The following is a 19,362-nucleotide window of genomic DNA, read 5'->3' as shown; positions in this document are numbered from 1 at the left end:
CCCAAAAATCATCAGAGCCATTCCTTGATTAGCGTAAGCTATTCAAATAATCTTTATGCCAAGTTTCTGGTATGCGATTCAGTACATCTTGTTCTGTTTCAATCACATTTTTGAATTCGTTGTTACTTTGCATTGCTAAATCGCCCACCTGAATCCCATTTGCAAACATGCTAAAAGTTTCCCCTTCCAGCTCGACAGGATCTTTCTTGGTTCGCTTCAAACGCAGGTTATAAACATTGCCATCAAACTTTACCTGCTCAATTTTGCTAATAAATTGCATTGCCCCTTGAGTATGAATATGCTCACCTAGCTGCAAGTCTTTTGCCCATACCGACTCTCCTGATTGCGTAATGACAGGGTGAGACTCAGTTAACAGCAGTGTTTTTCCATCTTTGGTTGTTAGCTGGATCATGGGAATAGCCTCAACGCCAATTGAAATATCAGCAATTTCAAGATTCAACTTTTGAGTCGGATGATATTGACTTGCCCCTAGAACGGTATCGCCAACACTTAATGTTTCTATCGGTAATTGGCTGCCATCTGGTAATGTAATAAGGCTACCTTCAGCCAAGCAGCTATAAACGATTTGCATTTGTGGATGGTCAGTATTTTCCCAAGACCCCGCTAACCCAGCGGATCCAATAACAATTGTTTCAGCGCGTGGCGTTTGGTTAGGTCGAGGCGCATTATCTACCGCTATATTCATCACCCAATTCGCATCTTGATAGCGGCCATAAAGTGATGCGTCACCAAAAACCCCTTGGTTTCGAGGGATATTCCAAGATAACTTAGTCGTGGTACGTCGCCCGACGGTGATGTACTCAACATTGAGGTTGTCAGCAAAGAAGTTCTGTATATCGCTATACTGATCCCCTGAAATAGTCGTTGCCCCACCACCCTCTTTCGTTTGAATAAAAATATTAGTACCAAAGTCAAGTACAGCTGGCTTTTCAACTTGTCCACCCGGCACCAACTTGGTTGTACCATCTGGGTTTTCTATTACGTCTAACACACTCCAATCAGAGCGGTAAATACGTGACACTTTGCCAAGCATGGTGTATTCACCCACAAATGGGATCTTTAACTTAAGCTGATCATTGGGTGTATTAGTTGGGTAAATATTCTCATAATCACAATCGCCGTAATTTCGATTAAGACACACGATAATTTTTTGATCTGGCGTTGTCGGGCCTGCAGCTGAGCGAACATCCCTCGGGTGAGACACATTCGCACCATATGCACCATTCGATGCTCTCAATATATCCATATCGATGTTTTGCTGTTCAGGTTCAGCTGCTGAACTAACCAACATATCTGGTGCTACGTAACCCAACAGCGCTAATATGGTGTCTTTTGAATATTCTACTTTAGAGTTACGATCTTCAACGACTTCTTTACCACTGGCATCCGTATAGATTACAGTCACCCATGCATCGGCATAAACACGTTCAACCGTTTTCAGTTTTTGTAAAGCATCAGCAACTTTCACTGATGAGTAAATTGATTTTCGTTTTTTTTCTGGCCCATCCCCAAAATACTCTGCATAGCGCGGCAACGTAATTGAACTGCCTTTTTCATCCACTAATGTAATATCAATAAAGGTATAATCAGTGGTTTTATTCTCACTATTTAACGCCGAGATCACTAAATGCTCTTCATCTGTTCCTGGAGGTGTGAGAACTTCAACGCCCATATGCTTGAAAAATGAACATAAGCTGACACGATGTGCATCACATTCCTCAGCCTTACTTTCAAGACCCTGTGCATCGAAAAACGAAGAAGATGTATACCCTGATTCAAGCTGTTTGTTTATTAAAGAAAATAAGTGTGGACGGTTGTGTTTATTCAACCCATATTTATTTAATCGATCTTTTAAAGCCTGATTGTTTTCTTTTGTTTTAAGGTTTGTACGTGCAAACCCATGTTCAACATTAAAATACGGCGCAGCGGCAGTCATGGCGATATCTGACTGCGAAGCGTGCGCAGAAATAGAAGCCCCACCTAACGCCAATGCAATAGATAAACTTAAGATTTTCATCTGTTTTCCTTATTATTTTATAACAAAACACATTGAATTTTGAGCTCACGCTCAGGGCCCTTACATCTATCTATGTAAGGACCTTACGGCTATATATGACGGGATAAAATGGTGGCGTTAACGACCTTTCACTGTAATTTCCATATCTTCAACCTCACCATAGTTGAAGTTATTACAGCCATCGTGACCAAATTCAGTCAAAGGATGTTCTTCAAGTCGGACTCGAAGTGTGAAGTTCTTTTTTTGCCACGAATACATGCTGGGTAAAAATATGGCTTGGCTAGCTTTTATTCGACATTGGCCGTTATTGCAGTCTTTGGTGTAGTTACCACTCATATCGAAACTATTAGACTCATCAGAACGAAATACTTTATCTTTGTCTTGGTCAACCCAAACAGTAAAGCGTACATCACGATTGTCGCGGCTTAACAGCCTATCGATCGTTGCTTCATTTAATACATTAGATTTGATATCTACATTTAATTCTGCACGGCGTAAAAACTCGAGGTTAGTTGCATGCTTTTTATAACCAGTACTATTTGTACCTGACGCATTTGCGATGAGATTACGGTTATGAATAGATGTCCATACATGCATTTCATCAATATATAACGCTTGCGCATTGTTTGACGTAGTGATTCTGCTTTTACACTCTGATGGGGCAGTCAGTATTATATCCTGAGTCACTCCATCTGTTTGCCCACTGCCATCTTGGTAAGTAACTCGCAGTGACACTCGATAAGTTCCATTTGTTAACGGATAACTCACCGTTTCAGGCTGCTCATTATGGCTCGTTTGGTTATCATGCCCGAATTGCCAATAGTAACTCGGTTGACGAACCTTATTTACTTGAGAAGTATTGATAAACTTAATCTGGTTATTCGCCAACAACTGGTAGCTAAAACTTGCTTGTATCGGAAGTTCAGGCACATCAACGTCCGTTTTCACATCAATTACTTGAGATGCTTTTGCATATCCACACGTATCATAGAATGTATATTTCCCCCCAAATGATAATCGCATCAAGCCAATACCAGCGGTTGTTTGATCTTTTAGTTTAAAACGCACTTGTCCATTATTAATCACTTGATTCTCTATGATTAGTTCATTCGATGAAAACAAACCATCACGGTTATTATCAAATAATACCGACACGAGTTTACCATTGAGCGTATTGTCAAATTGCAATTGCTGTTCACTATGCTTATTCATAAGTAGAGTAGGCGTCAGGACACTTTGGTAAGGTTGATGCGCTAAGGGCACGCTCTGCGCGTTGATAGATAGTGAAGACAACGGAGAGTTTCCTTGTGCAAGCGTTGGTGCACATGCGGCTTTCACAGCTCGACTAAAATAATGCCTAAAGCCCACCAACTTTGTACTGTCTGTTTTTGTGACTGTGAGCTTAAACCGAATAAGTTCATCAATATCTAAAACGCGCGAGCGTTGTAAGAATGGGTGAATAGCTGAATTGTTACTTTTTTGCCAACGTTCATTAGTGCCATCACCCCACTCAACCTCGATCTCTTTTATATCCGTGGCAGCAATACTATTTAAAGTATAACTAACGGTGTCGTAATGCATCGCACTATCAAATTCTAATGACGAAAGTTGTGTGTTATTTGCAACAATTCCTACCGAGTGCAAAGTGTTATCTATTTGTGCTGTTACTTCACTCTCTGTGCCTATGTGACTAAAAAACCGCGCTTGGTCAATCAAACACATACCAGCATCTTGCACCGATGCGCCGGTAAAAAAACAATTTACGTTGGCTCGAAGAAATAACTTAAATCCATCTTGAATACTCCAACCTTGCGTTTTTACCAATTCGTAAAAGGCTTTTCTAAAAACACCCGCTGTACTATATATCGACTGACTCGGTTCGTATGACTTAAAGTGGTCAATGCTCTTGCCATCCCAAGAAGGCATCTCAAAATACCGAGCTCCCGTGTCTTCATATAAGACATCCCAGCCGTACCACCATTTTCGATTACCATCATGACTTGTAACCTGATCCACTGATTTGTTTTTAAATGCAGTTGATTGGCGGTATGAACCCCGAACATATTGTGAAAAATAATCAAACACTGCGACGCTTGCAATGTCTGAAAACGCTTCATTCAATGCACCATCTTGACCGCTGGCATTTAACTGGCTATTCCAAAACGTTACTGCATGACTGACCTCATGAGCCACTATATCTAAGGTTGTATGGTAGTAATGTGTTCCCCCATAATTCCCTGTGCCATAATTCACATGGGTATCGTCCCAATTGGCTTGCGAGTTACCATACGTGTTGTTGCCTACATTCTGTAATAATTGCTTTAAGCAAAAACCCGTTGCCTCACAGGTAGATCCTTGATCAGGGAACATCTCTGTTAAAAGTTGGTGGTAATACTGCATCACTAGGCCAGCATTGAAGTGAGCATCATTTAAGCCTGAGTAGCTGTAGTAATCATAATACTGATTGTCTATTGTTTCCTTATCAAAATTCTCGTTTGAGTTACTACATTGATAACTGGCTGCTTTTGTTTTGTCAGCGATATAATCGATCGTCTTTACGTAAGGGTTTTCTAGCGCACAATTTCCCTGCTCTTTAGTGACAATGAACGGGTACCCTGAGAATGCACTAAAAAGACTTACATTATTATCTGTAAACAATACCTCAGCAGCTGCGACATCGGTTGCTTGAAACTTGTAAGATAAGCAATTGTTCATACTCATTGGAGCTGGAGAATAACAAACCGCCCCTAATTTCTCATTACCGCCAATTCCTCCTCCAGCAATCAACTCTGCTTGAGGATTTAACCCATCAATATCATTATCTTTTCGGATCACTTTTAGAGTTTCTGCGTTTATAATGAAGTTTACTCGCCGCTCAGGTGTGTGCACTCGTGCAACAAAAACGGCTTGGAGTTCGTTCTCATCCAACATGAACGCCTTGCTAAATGACAGTTCATTTGTGAACGGGATCCCATCCGCAATAAACTGCTTTGTTAAAGTATGCTTAATTTGAGTTTCGGTTAAACGAAATATATCCGGTATAGAGGTAGCGAATTCTTCTTCAGCAATAATAGCACTACCTAGACCTTGTTCGATATCGCCTAGTTTATCGACTAATAGAACAAAGCGACTGTTTAAAACGGGAATATTGCCAACATATACTTGATAGTGCTGATAACGATTATTGGCACCAACGGTCTTCATCGCTCGATAATTAATAGTGAGCTCTGACAGACTTTTCTCTGCTTTTAAAGCCATATTGGACTGAACAATTTTTTTCTGTACTTGTGCCCAAATATGACTTTGGTTCATTAAATTCTGCTGCTCTATTGCATGACTACCAAATGCAATACTCATCAAGCCACTAATAGCGGATATCGAAAGCGTATTCATCCTAACTCCTTTACACAGATGTGATAAATAAAGAAATATACACAGCAAACAATTGTGAATATTTTATTTAGAGTAATGGATCGAATTTAACATTAAAATAACAATAAAGTATGGAAATAGCACAAATAACCAGCAAGAACTTGATCTAACTGGTTATTTAAAAAACAAAAAATTAACATTTTCGAGTTTATGAACGAGAATTTTGACGATTAGAATATAAATACCAAAAAAGTATTAAAAGAGTTTTTACTTCAACTATTTTCCTGAAGAGTGACTAGTGGCCACCATAATGTGCAGCGCCTCGAGCAATGTAGCGGAGCTGCCAAATCAAACGTTCTGTTAATTCACTAAGTTGTTGACTATCTTGATCTAGTGCATCAGCTCCCGCATTAAAAACTAAAATAACCATTGCTTCTGCTTGCATGTACGCATGGTTTTTATTGCATGGCGTTTCAGATTCTAGATAGTGTGCAAGCTCTAACGTAAAATGCTTAATTTCTCTCGCAACTGCAGCTCGAAACGCCTTAGACGTGCCTGAGCGTTCTCTGAGCAATAATCTAAACTGGTTACTTGATGTATCAATAAATTCCATAAAGGTTTGCACTGAGGTATTTATGACACTGCCACCGTTTGCTATTCGTCGCCTAGCTTGACGCATCAGCTGGCGCAATGTAAGACCAGCTTCATCCACCATGGTTAACCCTAGTTCATTCATATCCTTAAAATGGCGATAAAAAGAAGTGGGGGCAATACCTGCTTCACGTGCGACTTCACGTAAACTAATATTTGAAAAACTGTGTTCCGCACTTAACTGGTTAAAAGCGGCTTCTATCAGCGCTTGTCGAGTTTTTTGTTTTTGCTGCGCACGTACACCTGACATTTTTCATTCCATATATAATTAGTTCAAACATTGTAGAGTCTAATACTTGACGGCAGCAGAATGAAATACTATTTTAGCGTACAAGTGTACGCTGAGATTTAAATAATGAAAAAACCGCCGATTATTTGGACAAATGTGCTGTTCTTTAGCATCACCTTTTTGGCTGCCATCACATTGGTACCCTGGTATGGCTATGAATATGGCTATACCGCAACACATTGGGCTGTATTCACAGCTTGTATGTTCTATGCTGGACTATCTATTACTGCTGGGTACCATCGCTTATGGGCTCATAAGGCTTATGATGCACACCCCGTGATACAATGGATATTCGCAATAGGCGGAGCTTTTGCATTGCAAAACAGTGCCTTGCATTGGAGTAGTGATCATCGAGTCCACCATGGTCAAGTCGATGACCCAATCAAAGATCCCTATGCAGCAACCAATGGGTTTTGGTATAGCCATATAGGGTGGATGCTTCGTGATCATCAAGGTGAGAGTTATGGAAATTACAGTAATGCCCGTGATTTACAACGTAACAAAATCGTGATGTTCCAGCATCGCCATTATTTAAAGCTCGTACTCGCAACTAACCTAGGTATTCCATTGTTACTGGGTGTGCTTGTGGGTGATATTATTGCAATGCTACTATTGGCGGGAGTATTAAGGTTGGTGCTGAGTCAACACTTTACCTTCTTCATCAATTCACTGGCGCATATCTGGGGCTCTCGACCCTATACTGAGAAAAATACCGCGCGTGATAATGGGTTTTTAGCGTTATTCACCTATGGAGAGGGTTATCATAACTTTCATCATATTTTTGCAAGTGATTATCGCAATGGCATTCGCTGGTATCATTACGATCCAACGAAATGGATGATCCGGACAATGGCTGCTTTGGGGCTAGCCTATAAACTTAAACGGACCCCTGTAGAGCGAATTGAAAAAGCCAAAGCGGAAACGTTACTACTTAAAACAAAAGTACGCTTAGCAAAATTGCCTTTGGCGCAAGATAAGCTTACATTGTTACAACAAGAGTATGACTTGCTTCTAAAAAAACTGCAGACATTTTGTGTCGCGCAAAAAGCACTATTAGAAGCCAAAAAAGATTCCATGCGCGTGCAATGTGATAAATCACTGCTCGCAACGCAGTACCAAGAGCTCGAAGCTGCTTGGCACGAGCAAAAACAAGCATGGCTAGCATTAAATGCGAGGCTGCTAAAACCGTCATTCAACGTTTAGCGGAGTTTCACAGCCTCTTTAGTCTAACGTTGAGGAGAGGCTGTGACTAAACAACAAAGTTCCCCTGAAGAAAAAGAAGTAAAAAACTACCAGTATGACGCAATCATCATTGGCACGGGGCCCGGTGGTGAAGGTGCAGCAATGAATCTATCTAAAAGCCAACAGCGCGTCGCCGTTATAGAGCGCCAGCAGGCTGTTGGTGGAGGCTGCGTGCACTGGGGAACAATTCCTTCCAAAGCACTACGTCATTCAGTAAGTCGCTTAATAGAATATAAAGCCAATCCTCTATATCGTTTCACAGAGAAGCCACAACGCCATACATTTCAAGATATTTTGAATCATGCCAGTACCGTTATTTCAAAGCAATCTAACCTGCGCAGTAGCTTCTACGATAGAAATCGAATTCATTTATATCAAGGCGATGCCAGTTTTATCGATGCACACACGATAAAAGTACAACATGATGATGGCTCTCAAGAAGTATTAACAGCGCAAACAATTGTGATAGCTACGGGCTCTCGCCCCTATCGCCCTCCCGAAGTGGATTTTACACATTCTCGTGTTTATGACAGTGATACTATATTAAGCTTAAAGCACAATCCGCAACGTGTCATTATCTATGGAGCAGGTGTCATTGGCTGTGAGTATGCTTCTATTTTCAAAGGGCTCGGTGCAAAAGTAGACTTAATTAATACCCGAGATCGACTGCTTGCCTTTATGGATGCCGAGATATCTGATGCACTCAGTTACCACTTTTGGAATAGTGGTATCGTTATTCGTCACAACGAAGAATTTGCTACCGTAGAGGGAAGAGATGACGGTGTAATATTGCATTTGAAATCAGGAAAGCGTGTTAAAGCAGACTGTATTTTATTTGCCAATGGTCGTACGGGTAATACCAACGATTTAAATCTGGCTGCAGTAGGATTAAAAGCTGATGGAAGAGGCCAGCTCAAGGTAAATGGGAACTATCAAACTGACATTGATAATATTTATGCCGTTGGCGATGTAATCGGTTATCCAAGTCTAGCTAGCGCTGCTTTTGATCAAGGCCGAATTGCAGCCCATGCAATCGTGCAAGGCGATAGTGCCGACAAGTTGATTATTGATATCCCTGCTGGAATTTATACAATCCCTGAAATGAGCTCTGTCGGTAAAACTGAACAAGAGCTCACCGCGGCAAAAATACCCTATGAAGTAGGTAGAGCGCAATTTAAACACTTAGCGCGTGCGCAGATCACGGGCACCGAAGTCGGCAGTTTAAAATTGCTATTCCATGCGGAAACCAAAGAGTTATTAGGTGTACACTGCTTTGGTGAACGAGCGTCCGAAATTGTCCATATTGGACAGGCAATTATGGAACAAAAAGGCACGGGTAATAATGTCGAATACTTTGTTAATACCACTTTTAACTACCCCACAATGGCAGAAGCCTATCGGGTGGCAGCCCTAAATGGATTAAATCGGTTATGTGATTAGCCCACCAGCGCCAGGGTATACCTGGCGCGCATTTTAATACACACGCTAAAACTGGTACTTTGCAGTCGCTCTATAAAGGGTTTCTTGCTGTTGTGCATCACGACCTACAGGCGGCCGGAATTCAGCGCGAGTATCTAAATATTGCCACTCAACTCCTAACTGCCATTGTTTACTCAGCTGTTTGCGAATATTGAAAGTAACAGCCTGTGTGTCACTATTATTGGGGTCAAATTCCCAGAAATCTTTATCGATTACTTTAGATTGTTCCAGCCTGCCACTCACTCTATAATTCTGCCATGTATGGCTGAGCATCACAAACCAGCTATTAAAATCATTATCTACGCCTCTGCGCGCGCCCATAGCCGTGTTACCAACCATAGCTTGCATAATGACTTGAGTCTGTTTTGATAGCTTACTACGCCACGCTAAACTCCAAAATTTAGTGTCCCACGCATATTGCTGTGTGTTGCGATTGAGCACAGATGGGTCACCATTGTTATCATACCAATACAACCGCAATGTGTGTTTTTTCAAATACCCAATATGCGTACCCAAGTAATAACCAAAACGTCCATCCACTTCGCTGAATGGCTCTACATACTGACCTTGGTGCGCCAATTGCGGTGCCATAAGTGCATACAAAGGAGCGAATTGGACCCGCTCATTAATCACTGACTGCCTATCATGAGGCGTAAAACCACGCCAAGCTACTAGCGTACCCGCAGGATCATTACCTTTATAAAGCGCACCTAAAAAACTGATATCATATTTGCTGCGAAACCGCCTAGCTGGACGCTTAATTTCAAATTCGGCACCAAACGTGCGTACTTCTTCCCCTATCCAAGCATTAATGGCGGAATACTGATAAGTATAAGGAGAAGACCAACCTAAACTGGGGTTTTCAAGCGACATACGAGGATAAAAGGCACCGATACGAGACCTAAACTGATATCGTTTTGAAAGAGGTTGGTAATTGACATAAGCCTCAGTAAAACCAAGCTTATCATTTTGGTCTGGGACATATTGTGCAACAGCATGACCAGACCATGCAGAACTCAAATCAACGCGACCTTCGAGTACACCTCTGGAAATGTTAAGTACATTGCTTTGCGTACCAAAACGACTCATCCCCCAACCACCCGCGGTCCACGATTTTTGTTCACTGCGATCATGTGCACTTATTTCAACCAAGCCGTGTAGCTGCCCCTCAACTGCATAAGATTGATTGGCAAACAGAAAAAACAAGCTGCCAATCACTTTGACCCTTTTATTCATAGCCATCCGTTTCATCCGTTAAAAAGTCCAACTTATCAAGCAATGGTTGTTGTAATTGGTACTGTATTTTCTGATTAGTTTGCACAATGTTCAGCTGTTTTGACTCTGGTTTATCTAAATTCTCATAGCGTTCATGCCAAACTTGCAGCGTCGTTGTGCCTAACTGATTTTCCATCACTGGTAAGTTAACCTTGCCATTGATGTCAGTTAAACCAAATACCCCTGAGTTCACCACCAAAATGTAACCTAGCATCCAGTCATGAATATTACAGCCAAGCTCCACAACACCAGTCTGAGAAAAGGTGATCGGGGCTTGGGGCTTATCGCGATATAGCTTTAATTCAAATGCTTTGGGTTCTGAGAAAGAATATACATGATGTAAAATTGAATCAAAATTAGGAAAATCAACCTTGGCCCCTTGCGGCACAATTAAAGCGTGCGGCGTGAAGTTTCGATCTTTTTGTCCCATATTATATTGCTGTGAAAGTGAGATATCATTTACTGACCATTGCTTCCCCTCAAGCCACACTGCCGCACCGACTAAAGGTTGACCTTGTGTATCCTTCACTGTCAGCTCTAATGCTTGGCAAGAAAATCCTAGCCAACACAATAACCCTATAAATTTTTTCATCTTTTACCAATTTTTATGTGTGAAATCGCTGATATTTTAGTATAGGTTATCTATACACAAATTCGTATTTTTACACCCGAATATAAACAGACCGGTACAACCAAACTTATCATTCATTATGAATACGTATGCAAGCTATTCATCCTGAAATTGCAGCGCAGTATGCTAACCCTACCTCACCACTAACATGCTTAACTAGGAACCTGTTATGCGTTTACTCACGTCGTTATCATTAACTGTTAGCTTATTATCGTGTACTGCTTTTGCTACCGTACACTCTGTAAGTTCACCAAATAATAATATTGTTTTTTCTATCTCTGATGAGCAGGGGCCACCCACTTATAGCGTCTCCTTCAACAATAAAAAAATCATTAACGACTCCAAACTTGGTTTTGATTTTCAGCATCACCCAGCGATGCGCAGCAACCTAGCGATAGCTAAACATAACAAGAACCGTGCACACCATCAATGGCAGCAGCCGTGGGGAGAGGCACGTACAATCACTGACCATCATAACGAATTAAGCGTAGTGCTGAAGGATAAAACGACGCAAGATATTGCATACATACTGCGCGTGCGCGCATTCGATGATGGTATCGGCTTTCGATATGAAGTCAATAAACCCAATGCTCGCTATATTACTCGTGAATTAACAGAGTTTAATTTCACAGATGCGCACAATAGCACGGCTTGGTGGATACCTGCACGCGGGTGGAATCGCTATGAGTATACCTATAACACCACCACGTTACCTAAAGCAAGCCATGTACACACACCATTTACCCTTAGAAATGCCGATGGCGTTCACGTCAGTGTTCATGAAGCAGCCCTTATTGACTATGCAGCCATGACACTGAATCAACGTCGTCCAGGGACATTCGTTGCTGACTTAACTCCTTGGTCTGATGGTGTTGCAGTCAAAACCAATGGTCAATTTAAAACACCATGGCGTACCATTCAAATTAGTAATTCAGCGACTGGCCTCTTAAATTCACATTTAATTCTAAATCTAAATGAGCCAAACAAACTGGGAGACGTTTCATGGGTCAAACCAGGAAAATACCTTGGTATCTGGTGGGGCATGCATATTGGTAAAAACACCTGGGGCAGTGGCGCTAAGCATGGCGCGACAACTCAAAACACAAAAGCGTATCTCACCTTTGCAGCTGAGCATGGCTTTGATGGTGTGTTAGTCGAAGGGTGGAACCTAGGTTGGGATGGTGATTGGTTTTCTAATGGCGATGTATTCAGCTTTACCAAAGCTTATGATGACTTTGACATTAATGCCATAGCTGAGCATGGTCAAAAAGTGGGGGCTCGGCTTATTGGCCATCATGAGACCTCAGGGAGCGTCAGTAATTATCGAACACAAATGGAAGCGGCCTTCAAACTCTATCAACAAACAGGTGTTCATCAAGTAAAGACCGGTTACGTTGCGGATGGAGGCAACATCAAGCGTATAGACGAACGAGGCAATGCGCGTTTTGAATGGCATGACGGTCAATTCATGGTGAATGAGTATTTAGCTAATGTGACACTCGCAGCCAAGTATAAAATCAGCATAAACACACATGAACCGATAAAAGATACGGGGTTACGTCGTACCTACCCCAACTGGTTAGCGCGCGAAGGAGCCAGAGGGCAAGAGTTTAACGCTTGGGGAACACCTCCAAACCCGCCTGAACATACGACTTTGCTTGCTTATACCCGTATGCTCGCAGGGCCTATGGACTTTACGCCTGGCATTTTTGACATGAGTTTTAATGGTCTGGGTGAGAACACTAACCGACCTCAAACCACACTCGCTAAGCAACTCGCTCTGTACGTAGTTTTATATAGCCCCATTCAAATGGCGGCAGATTTACCTGTTAACTATCTCGCTAAGCCCGATGCTTTTCAGTTTATTAAAGATGTCCCAACCGATTGGGAGCAAAGTATTGCCTTAGCGGGTGAAGTGGGTGATTACGTTGTTTTTGCAAGGCAAGAAAGGAAACGAGGTAATTATAGTGGCAACGACTGGTACCTTGGTGCAATTACTGATGAGCAGGCCAGAACACACACGGTTAAATTGAACTTTCTAAGTGAAAACACCCAATATGAAGCTCATATTTATCAAGATGGAAAACAGGCCGAGTGGAAAAATAATCCATATGATATACAAATCAATAAGCAAATCGTTACCGCAAAAGACACGCTGACCTTAACGCTCGCCCCCAGTGGCGGTACCGCTATCCGTTTTAAAGCATTATAATCACGTTGTTATGCATGAGGTAACACCTCATGCATTTTGCTTGCTCCACACGCTACATTGAAGAAATACGCTCCAATAGCCTTCGCTGAACTCACTCTTCTATTATCGGCGCTTCTTTTAAATTTTATCCCTTCACTATCAAACAATAATAAGTCTCATAGAAGTGGTAGTATTGCTATAGTTACAATGTAAGCTCTCATCATTGTACGATGACATATTAAAACTAACAAAGGACGCTGATAATGGCAAAGAAGACCTTAAATTTCACCGTAGAACCGAAAGATAATGGCAAAAACTGGACGATTAGTGACGCTAACGAAAAACCAGCTGAAGAAACACGCATAAACGTACAAAACAACATTCAGACAATCGTACTTAAATACACACTGACTCAAGCAAGTACAGCTGACTGGAAATTCGCAGAAAACGGAACTTTGTTTGTTCATGCCCAAGATAATTTCAATTATCAATTAGATAGCGAAACACATTCCAACGGACATGAACTAACAGTTAACATTACTGCAATTCAAACCGGTGCAACGATTCCTGAAGAAGTCCTGCACCTCATGTTAGAAAATCCGAATACGGCGTTAACAGTTGATCTGTCTGATAAAACAGAATATGCCGTAGATTTCAGGATTGTCGCCAAAAAAGCCGGAGATGCAGCGGAGGTTCGACACTTTTCACAAGACCCTAGAGTCGTGATCATTGATGTCGAAGTCCCTTAACTTACAATTACAGCAAGTGACACCTTTGAGCAAGTTGCTGCTCTCTATTGAGCAATGTAATAAATGCAGCTTCATCGCATAGTCGGTCAAACCAGCTAAGTTGATAAAAAATAGGGGCTAATCCAGCATTAATACTTTGTTCAATGGCAATAACTGCTGATTTAGGCTCATTAGCCAAAACAGACACAAGTGCTGACGAGAATAAATAGTCAGCCTTGTTTTTATGCCCTTCATACAGAGACTGCAATACCTTTAATGCGTCTATATGTTTCCCCAAATGTGCCAATGCTTGTGCGCGATCAAGTAACTTGGTGTACTCTTGAGTTGACGCAGTAATTACCAATATCTCTCTATAGTAACTATGCGCGGCTTCTTTTTTTCCCTGTAATAGTAATGTATCAGCAAGCCCTAAAAGGTATAAAGTATGTTCCGGTGCATGCTTAACCGCATGTCGAGCATAAGTTTCTGACTGCTGATATTGCTGTTGCAGTGTGGCAATGGTTGCCAAGTTAGAGTAACTTTCTAAGTCATTAGGAACAGCTTCAATCACTTGCTGGTACAAAAGCAATGCTCTACTTAATTGACCTGTGAGCAATGATAAATCAGCTCTTAAGCGTATGGCTCGGCTATCTTCAGGAGCCAACTCAGCCACTTTATCCAAATGCACTAGCGCATTCTCATAGTCGCCTAAATACGTGTATAAAATAGAAATATTGCGCAACAGAGTTAATGTTGGTCGCAGTTTATTAGCCTGTAAAAAGTAATCGATAGATTTTTCAAACGCTTGGCTTCGCTTATAATAAACACCTTTCAATGTCAGCTTTTCATAGTTATCGAAATCATAATTATCGAGTTTTGTCAGTAATGCTTCGGCTTCTTTTACCTTACCCGAGGCTTGTAGCAGCTCTAAAGAACCTGAAAGATAATTCAAGCTCTGTCTGTATTGTGCAGGTGCTGAGTCTAAAATGTTTATAGATTGCTTTAACACAGCCTGGTCATCTGTCTTTCTAAAATATTTAATAGTCGCAGACTTAAGTAAGTTATAAGCGGGATAAAAATCTGGTGAACGTAAGATGATCTTGCGTAATGCAGCTAAAATGTCTTCATTGCTTTTACCTTGCTGAGTAACCATCGTCATCAAAGAAAAGTACGCATTGTAATCCTCAGCCGCAATCGTATTACTTACACTCTTGTTCTGACTTGTAATAACCTGTTGCAAACTTTGCATCATAGCCGTTAGGAATTTAGAAGGGCTATCAACAGCCACAGAGAAATGATCACTCGCAACCGTGTTAAATGATTCAACATCAATCACATCAAACTCTACTTCACATGCATACACAGTACAGCGTGCATTGGGCAACAGTAATATTTCAGCCTGCAGTGCTTTGGCTATTGCTCGTAAATCATTATTTTTTGGATCTTGTCGATAAAGTTGCATAACATGACGAATTTCGCGAGCAGGAATGACGGAATATCGTTCATCCGTAATAAAAGTCTGTTCAATAGCGTTTTTTAAAGTTGATTCAACAACTTGTTTTTGCGCGCGTAATTCGCCGGTATTATCACTAAACTCTACAGGTAATGCGGCAACATACACTTTAGGTAAATGGGTATACCATAACCAAGTCCCTAACCCCAATATACCGCAGAGACAACATACCAACGAAGCTGTCTTCCACCGTCTGTTGATAGGTTGTTTTCTCCCAGACAAATCAGGTATCGGTTGAGTAACACCACTTTGCTCATAACTTACCGTACTCATAATCTGTTTAAGCTGTTGAATAATTTCAATACAGCCGTTGGGTCGTTCTGTTTTTTTAAATTGCAATAAATGATCTATCAGCTCAGCTAATTCAATAGGAATACCCAGCATATTACGGGCATTAAAATTTAATGCCCGCGTTTTAACCTCTTCTGCAATGCCTTTATCGTCACAGGTTTTAGCTTGTGTGGTGTAAGGGTGGCTTCCTGTCAGTAGTTGATAAGCCAGTAATCCAAAAGAAAATAAATCACTGCGCATATCCAAAGGCTCTTGCCTCAACTGTTCTGGAGACATGGCAGTTAAACTACCGAAGCTACTTGGACTTGAGCTTGACTCTGTACCCACTAACTGAGAGATACCAAAATCAACTATTTTGGCCGTTTTCGATTCATTAATCAGAATATTGGAAGATTTAAGATCTAAGTGTAAAATATTTTGTTGGTGAGCACTGTGAAGACCTTCTGCAATATCAATGAGCAGCGAGAGTTTCTCTTCGAGTAAAACATTATTTTCCTGAACATAATTATTTAATGTCGCACCTTGTACGTACTCCATTTCAATTGCAAATTCATTTGAAAGTTTCCTGACATTATAAACCTGTACAATATTACTATGATTCAGCTTAGCGAGTAAGCGTGCTTCTGCCACTATATCTTCATAATTGTGCTCAACCTGCTTAATTACCTTAAGTGCAACACGTCTTCCCAAATTTTTATCTGTAGCTAAAAATACATGACTCATGCCCCCTTCACCAATAGGAACAATATCAGTATAGTATTCATTAAAATTCTTCACTACAAATCTTACCCAATCATAAATGCAACAGTGTATCTTGATATAATTATGATGCCTAACTATTTAATCCTAGTAAAATATTATATTTCATTAACTTTTTAAGCTGTACACATGGTGTGGAATACCCTTCGTGCGTTACACGACCTCAAGTACCCACACATAAACAATCGGCTTACCATTTTTATAGCTCACTTTAATGTCAATCAAATCCCCACTGACAACTTGATTCACTGAAAATTGCGCTTCAGATAATAAATAGTGACCATTCTCAAAACGAATATTTACCTCAGAAGTCACTGTAACTCCTTTAACTTTAGCCAGTTCGATTAAGGCATCTTTAATAGCATAATCAATGGCCGTACTGAGTAATGTATCTGCCGTCATCGCTCCCATTTCACCAAAGCTCCCCAAAGCGATGACACGGCCTTGATAGTAAGGTTTCGATTTCCAATCAGCAGCTAACTTAAAACGATGAGGTATAAGTCGTTGTACCTCATATTGTGCAACGAAGGTGTTACCGTACGTACATGATCGCGTGTGTAGAAGTGGAGCAGACAGACGCTCAGCTGTTACCTCTCCAGAGCGAGAGCGCTTAATGCTATGCACAATCTCCCCAGACAAATCTTGATACAACTCGGTTTGAGTATCAATCACTTGGACATTAGCTGTATCGAGTAAACTGGCAATAACACCCGCATTTCTTTCACTTTCAGCTAGTTGTTCATGCGGTATGGCAGTAAAGTAACTGACTGAAGTAATCGTATTTTGGTCTGTACTACACAACCACTGAGGTGAACAAGTGTCAAAATTGCAATGCTTTTCAGAACAAGATAATGGTAATGCGACCGCCGAGCCTATAAACGCATAACTGTATATTACAGCTTTAGTTATATGAACAGGAACAAACGTCACAGCGTGTCCACTACTAAGCGAAATTACCATATGGTCTTGCGCCGTTACATCCGAAAAATCTTGATCCGTTAGGTTAATTTTGTGGAAATGTGCAAGCTTACGCAACGCTGTTTTTCTGCTTGCTCTGATTGCAAGTTGACCATATGCATTCAATACTGCACTTGTTCCAATAAACCCCCGCACATTGTCCGACACAGGTGTCTGTAACCAACAAGGTAAGGTATCAGATCCTAAGTCAGTCTCATTGTTTACGCGCTCAAGTCTGTCGTTACTAGTACCCGTCGTATTTTGACAACCAACCAATAAGCAAGTCACCCCTCCCCAAATAGCAGCATGCACCCTGTTTAATTTCATCTATACTTTCCTTGTATTATCCATCTCAATCTCGCTTTAAATACCATCTACCATATATGGATAATAAAATAGATTAACACGGTCGTATAACGGAGAATCACTGTTCAATAACGCTCTATAATATGTTTACACTGGTCAAGTAGTATACTAAGTGCATAGAAAACTAATCGCCACCATGACTGATCTTATCTCAATAAAATATGATCTGATCAATTTAGCCGATGAGAAACGGCAAAAAATTCTTACTAAATTTTCGCTTCACGACTAATTTCAAAACTAGATACATAAAATATGAAATGTTAAAACTCGACAACATACAACCCACAACAGCAATAAACAACAACAAAACACACACCATATAAAAGAGCAAACCACTTCATTAACCAAAACCAAACAAATAAAGATCGTATTTTAAGCAACTTAACAAAGTCGCGGTAAATTCATTCGAATGTTGCAAACCAATAAAAACCAATAAAAACCAATAGGTATCACAACAACATATAAAGTTATCTACGGAGTAAAAGGATCTTTGATCTTGTTCTTCTCATCATTAGTTCAAGAAGTCCAGCGAATCTCAGCAAGTAAAGTTGATGAGTATTTAATCAAATCCGCTATACTTCAGATTTATGCTTTATCACCTTATTGACGCACCTATAGAGTGTTGTAATGCACCAAATCCAAACGAAAAATGGCATCGTGATTAGCTATCAAGATTTCGGACATAAAAAAGCTCCCGCTGTTATTTTGATTATGGGGCTAGGCGCACAAATGACCGTTTGGCCTAAAGAGTTTTATCTCGGGTTAGTTGATAACCATTTTCGGGTTATTTTATTTGATAATCGAGATGTCGGTTTATCTAGTCAATTTGATGAATATGGATGCCCGAGCCTCTTTGATACATGGATCAATAAATATTTTTCTCTCGGCAAGCCTGCGCCATATACATTAGAGTGCATGGCTGATGATGTATTAAATCTTATGAATGAATTAACCATCTCACGCGCCCACCTGGTTGGGGCGTCTATGGGTGGCATGATAGCGCAAATTATCGCGGCCAAGCATAAACAAAAAGTCATCAGTCTTACTTCTATTATGTCAACACCCGGTACCTTCCATTTGACGACAAAAAGCATCGTAGCTTTACTCAAGTTACTCCCCCAGCATCAAACTACATCAACACACGACAAAGCCATTGAATACAATGTTAAATTAAACCAAACTATTGGCAGCCAACGTTTTTTACCTGATAATGTTACGTTGCGTCACAATGCAACAACACAAGTAAACCGCGCATACAACCCCAACGGAATAAAGCGTCAATTACTCGCTATTGCCGCAACCGGCAATAGGTCTCAGCTATTGAAAAAAATAAAGGCACCAACACTTGTGATTCATGGCAGTGAAGACCCAATATTTCCCATCAAAGCGGCGCTACAGACAGCGCAATTGATCCAAAAATCAAAATTAAAAATCGTAACTGGGTTAGGCCATGACTTTCCGCCTGTTTTAATGGCACAAATTGCACAATGGATCACTAAGCATATTAATAAAGCTGAAAATAAACGTATAAAAAAACAGCTGAACAAACTCACTAAATAAATAGATCTGACGCCGACGCT

Annotated in this window: 12 protein-coding genes; 5 read left to right on the top strand and 7 right to left on the bottom strand. The window is 40.8% G+C overall.

Annotated features, from left to right (window positions below):
- Positions 1-28: 28 nt before the first annotated feature.
- From J8L98_RS19825 to fabR, 3 genes are all read right to left on the bottom strand, one after another.
- Entirely contained in the window at positions 29-2,038 is a 2,010-nt protein-coding gene (locus J8L98_RS19825) for a Hint domain-containing protein (protein WP_210997856.1), read from the bottom strand.
- 117 nt (positions 2,039-2,155) lie between these two features.
- On the bottom strand, positions 2,156-5,431 hold the full coding sequence (locus J8L98_RS19820; protein ID WP_210997855.1) for a M4 family metallopeptidase: 3,276 nt from the start codon (positions 5,429-5,431) through the stop codon (positions 2,156-2,158).
- A 274-nt stretch (positions 5,432-5,705) separates the two neighbouring features.
- The gene (gene fabR, locus J8L98_RS19815; protein ID WP_192506238.1) at positions 5,706-6,311 is read right to left on the bottom strand and encodes an HTH-type transcriptional repressor FabR; all 606 of its coding nucleotides are present in this window, start codon (positions 6,309-6,311) and stop codon (positions 5,706-5,708) included.
- Between the two features lie 105 nt (positions 6,312-6,416).
- Between fabR and J8L98_RS19810 the strand changes: the two genes are divergently transcribed.
- Complete coding sequence (locus J8L98_RS19810; RefSeq protein WP_210997854.1) at positions 6,417-7,553, top strand: fatty acid desaturase; 1,137 nt, start codon at positions 6,417-6,419, stop codon at positions 7,551-7,553.
- A gap of 42 nt (positions 7,554-7,595) precedes the next feature.
- Positions 7,596-9,032 carry a Si-specific NAD(P)(+) transhydrogenase gene (gene sthA, locus J8L98_RS19805; RefSeq protein ID WP_210997853.1) on the top strand — a complete coding sequence of 479 codons (1,437 nt, stop codon included), beginning with the start codon at positions 7,596-7,598 and terminating at the stop codon, positions 9,030-9,032.
- A gap of 45 nt (positions 9,033-9,077) precedes the next feature.
- Here the strand turns inward: sthA and J8L98_RS19800 are convergent, their stop codons facing one another.
- Positions 9,078-10,307 carry an OprO/OprP family phosphate-selective porin gene (locus J8L98_RS19800; RefSeq protein ID WP_247682632.1) on the bottom strand — a complete coding sequence of 410 codons (1,230 nt, stop codon included), beginning with the start codon at positions 10,305-10,307 and terminating at the stop codon, positions 9,078-9,080.
- Positions 10,300-10,938: a methylamine utilization protein gene (locus J8L98_RS19795; protein WP_210997851.1), complete on the bottom strand. Its 639-nt coding sequence runs from the start codon at positions 10,936-10,938 to the stop codon at positions 10,300-10,302. Before J8L98_RS19795 ends, J8L98_RS19800 begins: the two co-directional genes overlap by 8 nt.
- A 208-nt stretch (positions 10,939-11,146) precedes the next feature.
- On the opposite strand from J8L98_RS19795, the gene J8L98_RS19790 reads away from it, so the two are divergent.
- Together J8L98_RS19790 and J8L98_RS19785 are read left to right on the top strand one after the other, a co-directional pair.
- Complete coding sequence (locus J8L98_RS19790; protein WP_210997850.1) at positions 11,147-13,189, top strand: glycoside hydrolase family 97 protein; 2,043 nt, start codon at positions 11,147-11,149, stop codon at positions 13,187-13,189.
- Positions 13,190-13,431: 242 nt separating this feature from the next.
- On the top strand, positions 13,432-13,917 hold the full coding sequence (locus J8L98_RS19785; protein ID WP_210997849.1) for a hypothetical protein: 486 nt from the start codon (positions 13,432-13,434) through the stop codon (positions 13,915-13,917).
- Between the two features lie 7 nt (positions 13,918-13,924).
- On the opposite strand, the gene J8L98_RS25205 is transcribed toward J8L98_RS19785, so the two are convergent.
- Positions 13,925-16,477: a serine/threonine-protein kinase gene (locus tag J8L98_RS25205; protein WP_210997848.1), complete on the bottom strand. Its 2,553-nt coding sequence runs from the start codon at positions 16,475-16,477 to the stop codon at positions 13,925-13,927.
- A gap of 135 nt (positions 16,478-16,612) precedes the next feature.
- Positions 16,613-17,743, bottom strand: a complete 1,131-nt coding sequence (locus J8L98_RS19775) for a hypothetical protein (RefSeq protein ID WP_210997847.1) — start codon at positions 17,741-17,743, stop codon at positions 16,613-16,615.
- Positions 17,744-18,409: 666 nt separating this feature from the next.
- Between J8L98_RS19775 and J8L98_RS19770 the strand changes: the two genes are divergently transcribed.
- Positions 18,410-19,342, top strand: a complete 933-nt coding sequence (locus J8L98_RS19770; protein WP_210997846.1) for an alpha/beta hydrolase — start codon at positions 18,410-18,412, stop codon at positions 19,340-19,342.
- The last annotated feature ends 20 nt before the right edge of the window (positions 19,343-19,362 follow it).

This window comes from Pseudoalteromonas sp. MMG013, assembly GCF_018100885.1.
GTDB classification, from domain to species: domain Bacteria; phylum Pseudomonadota; class Gammaproteobacteria; order Enterobacterales; family Alteromonadaceae; genus Pseudoalteromonas; species Pseudoalteromonas aurantia.
This window is presented reverse-complemented; position numbering and strand designations above follow the sequence as displayed.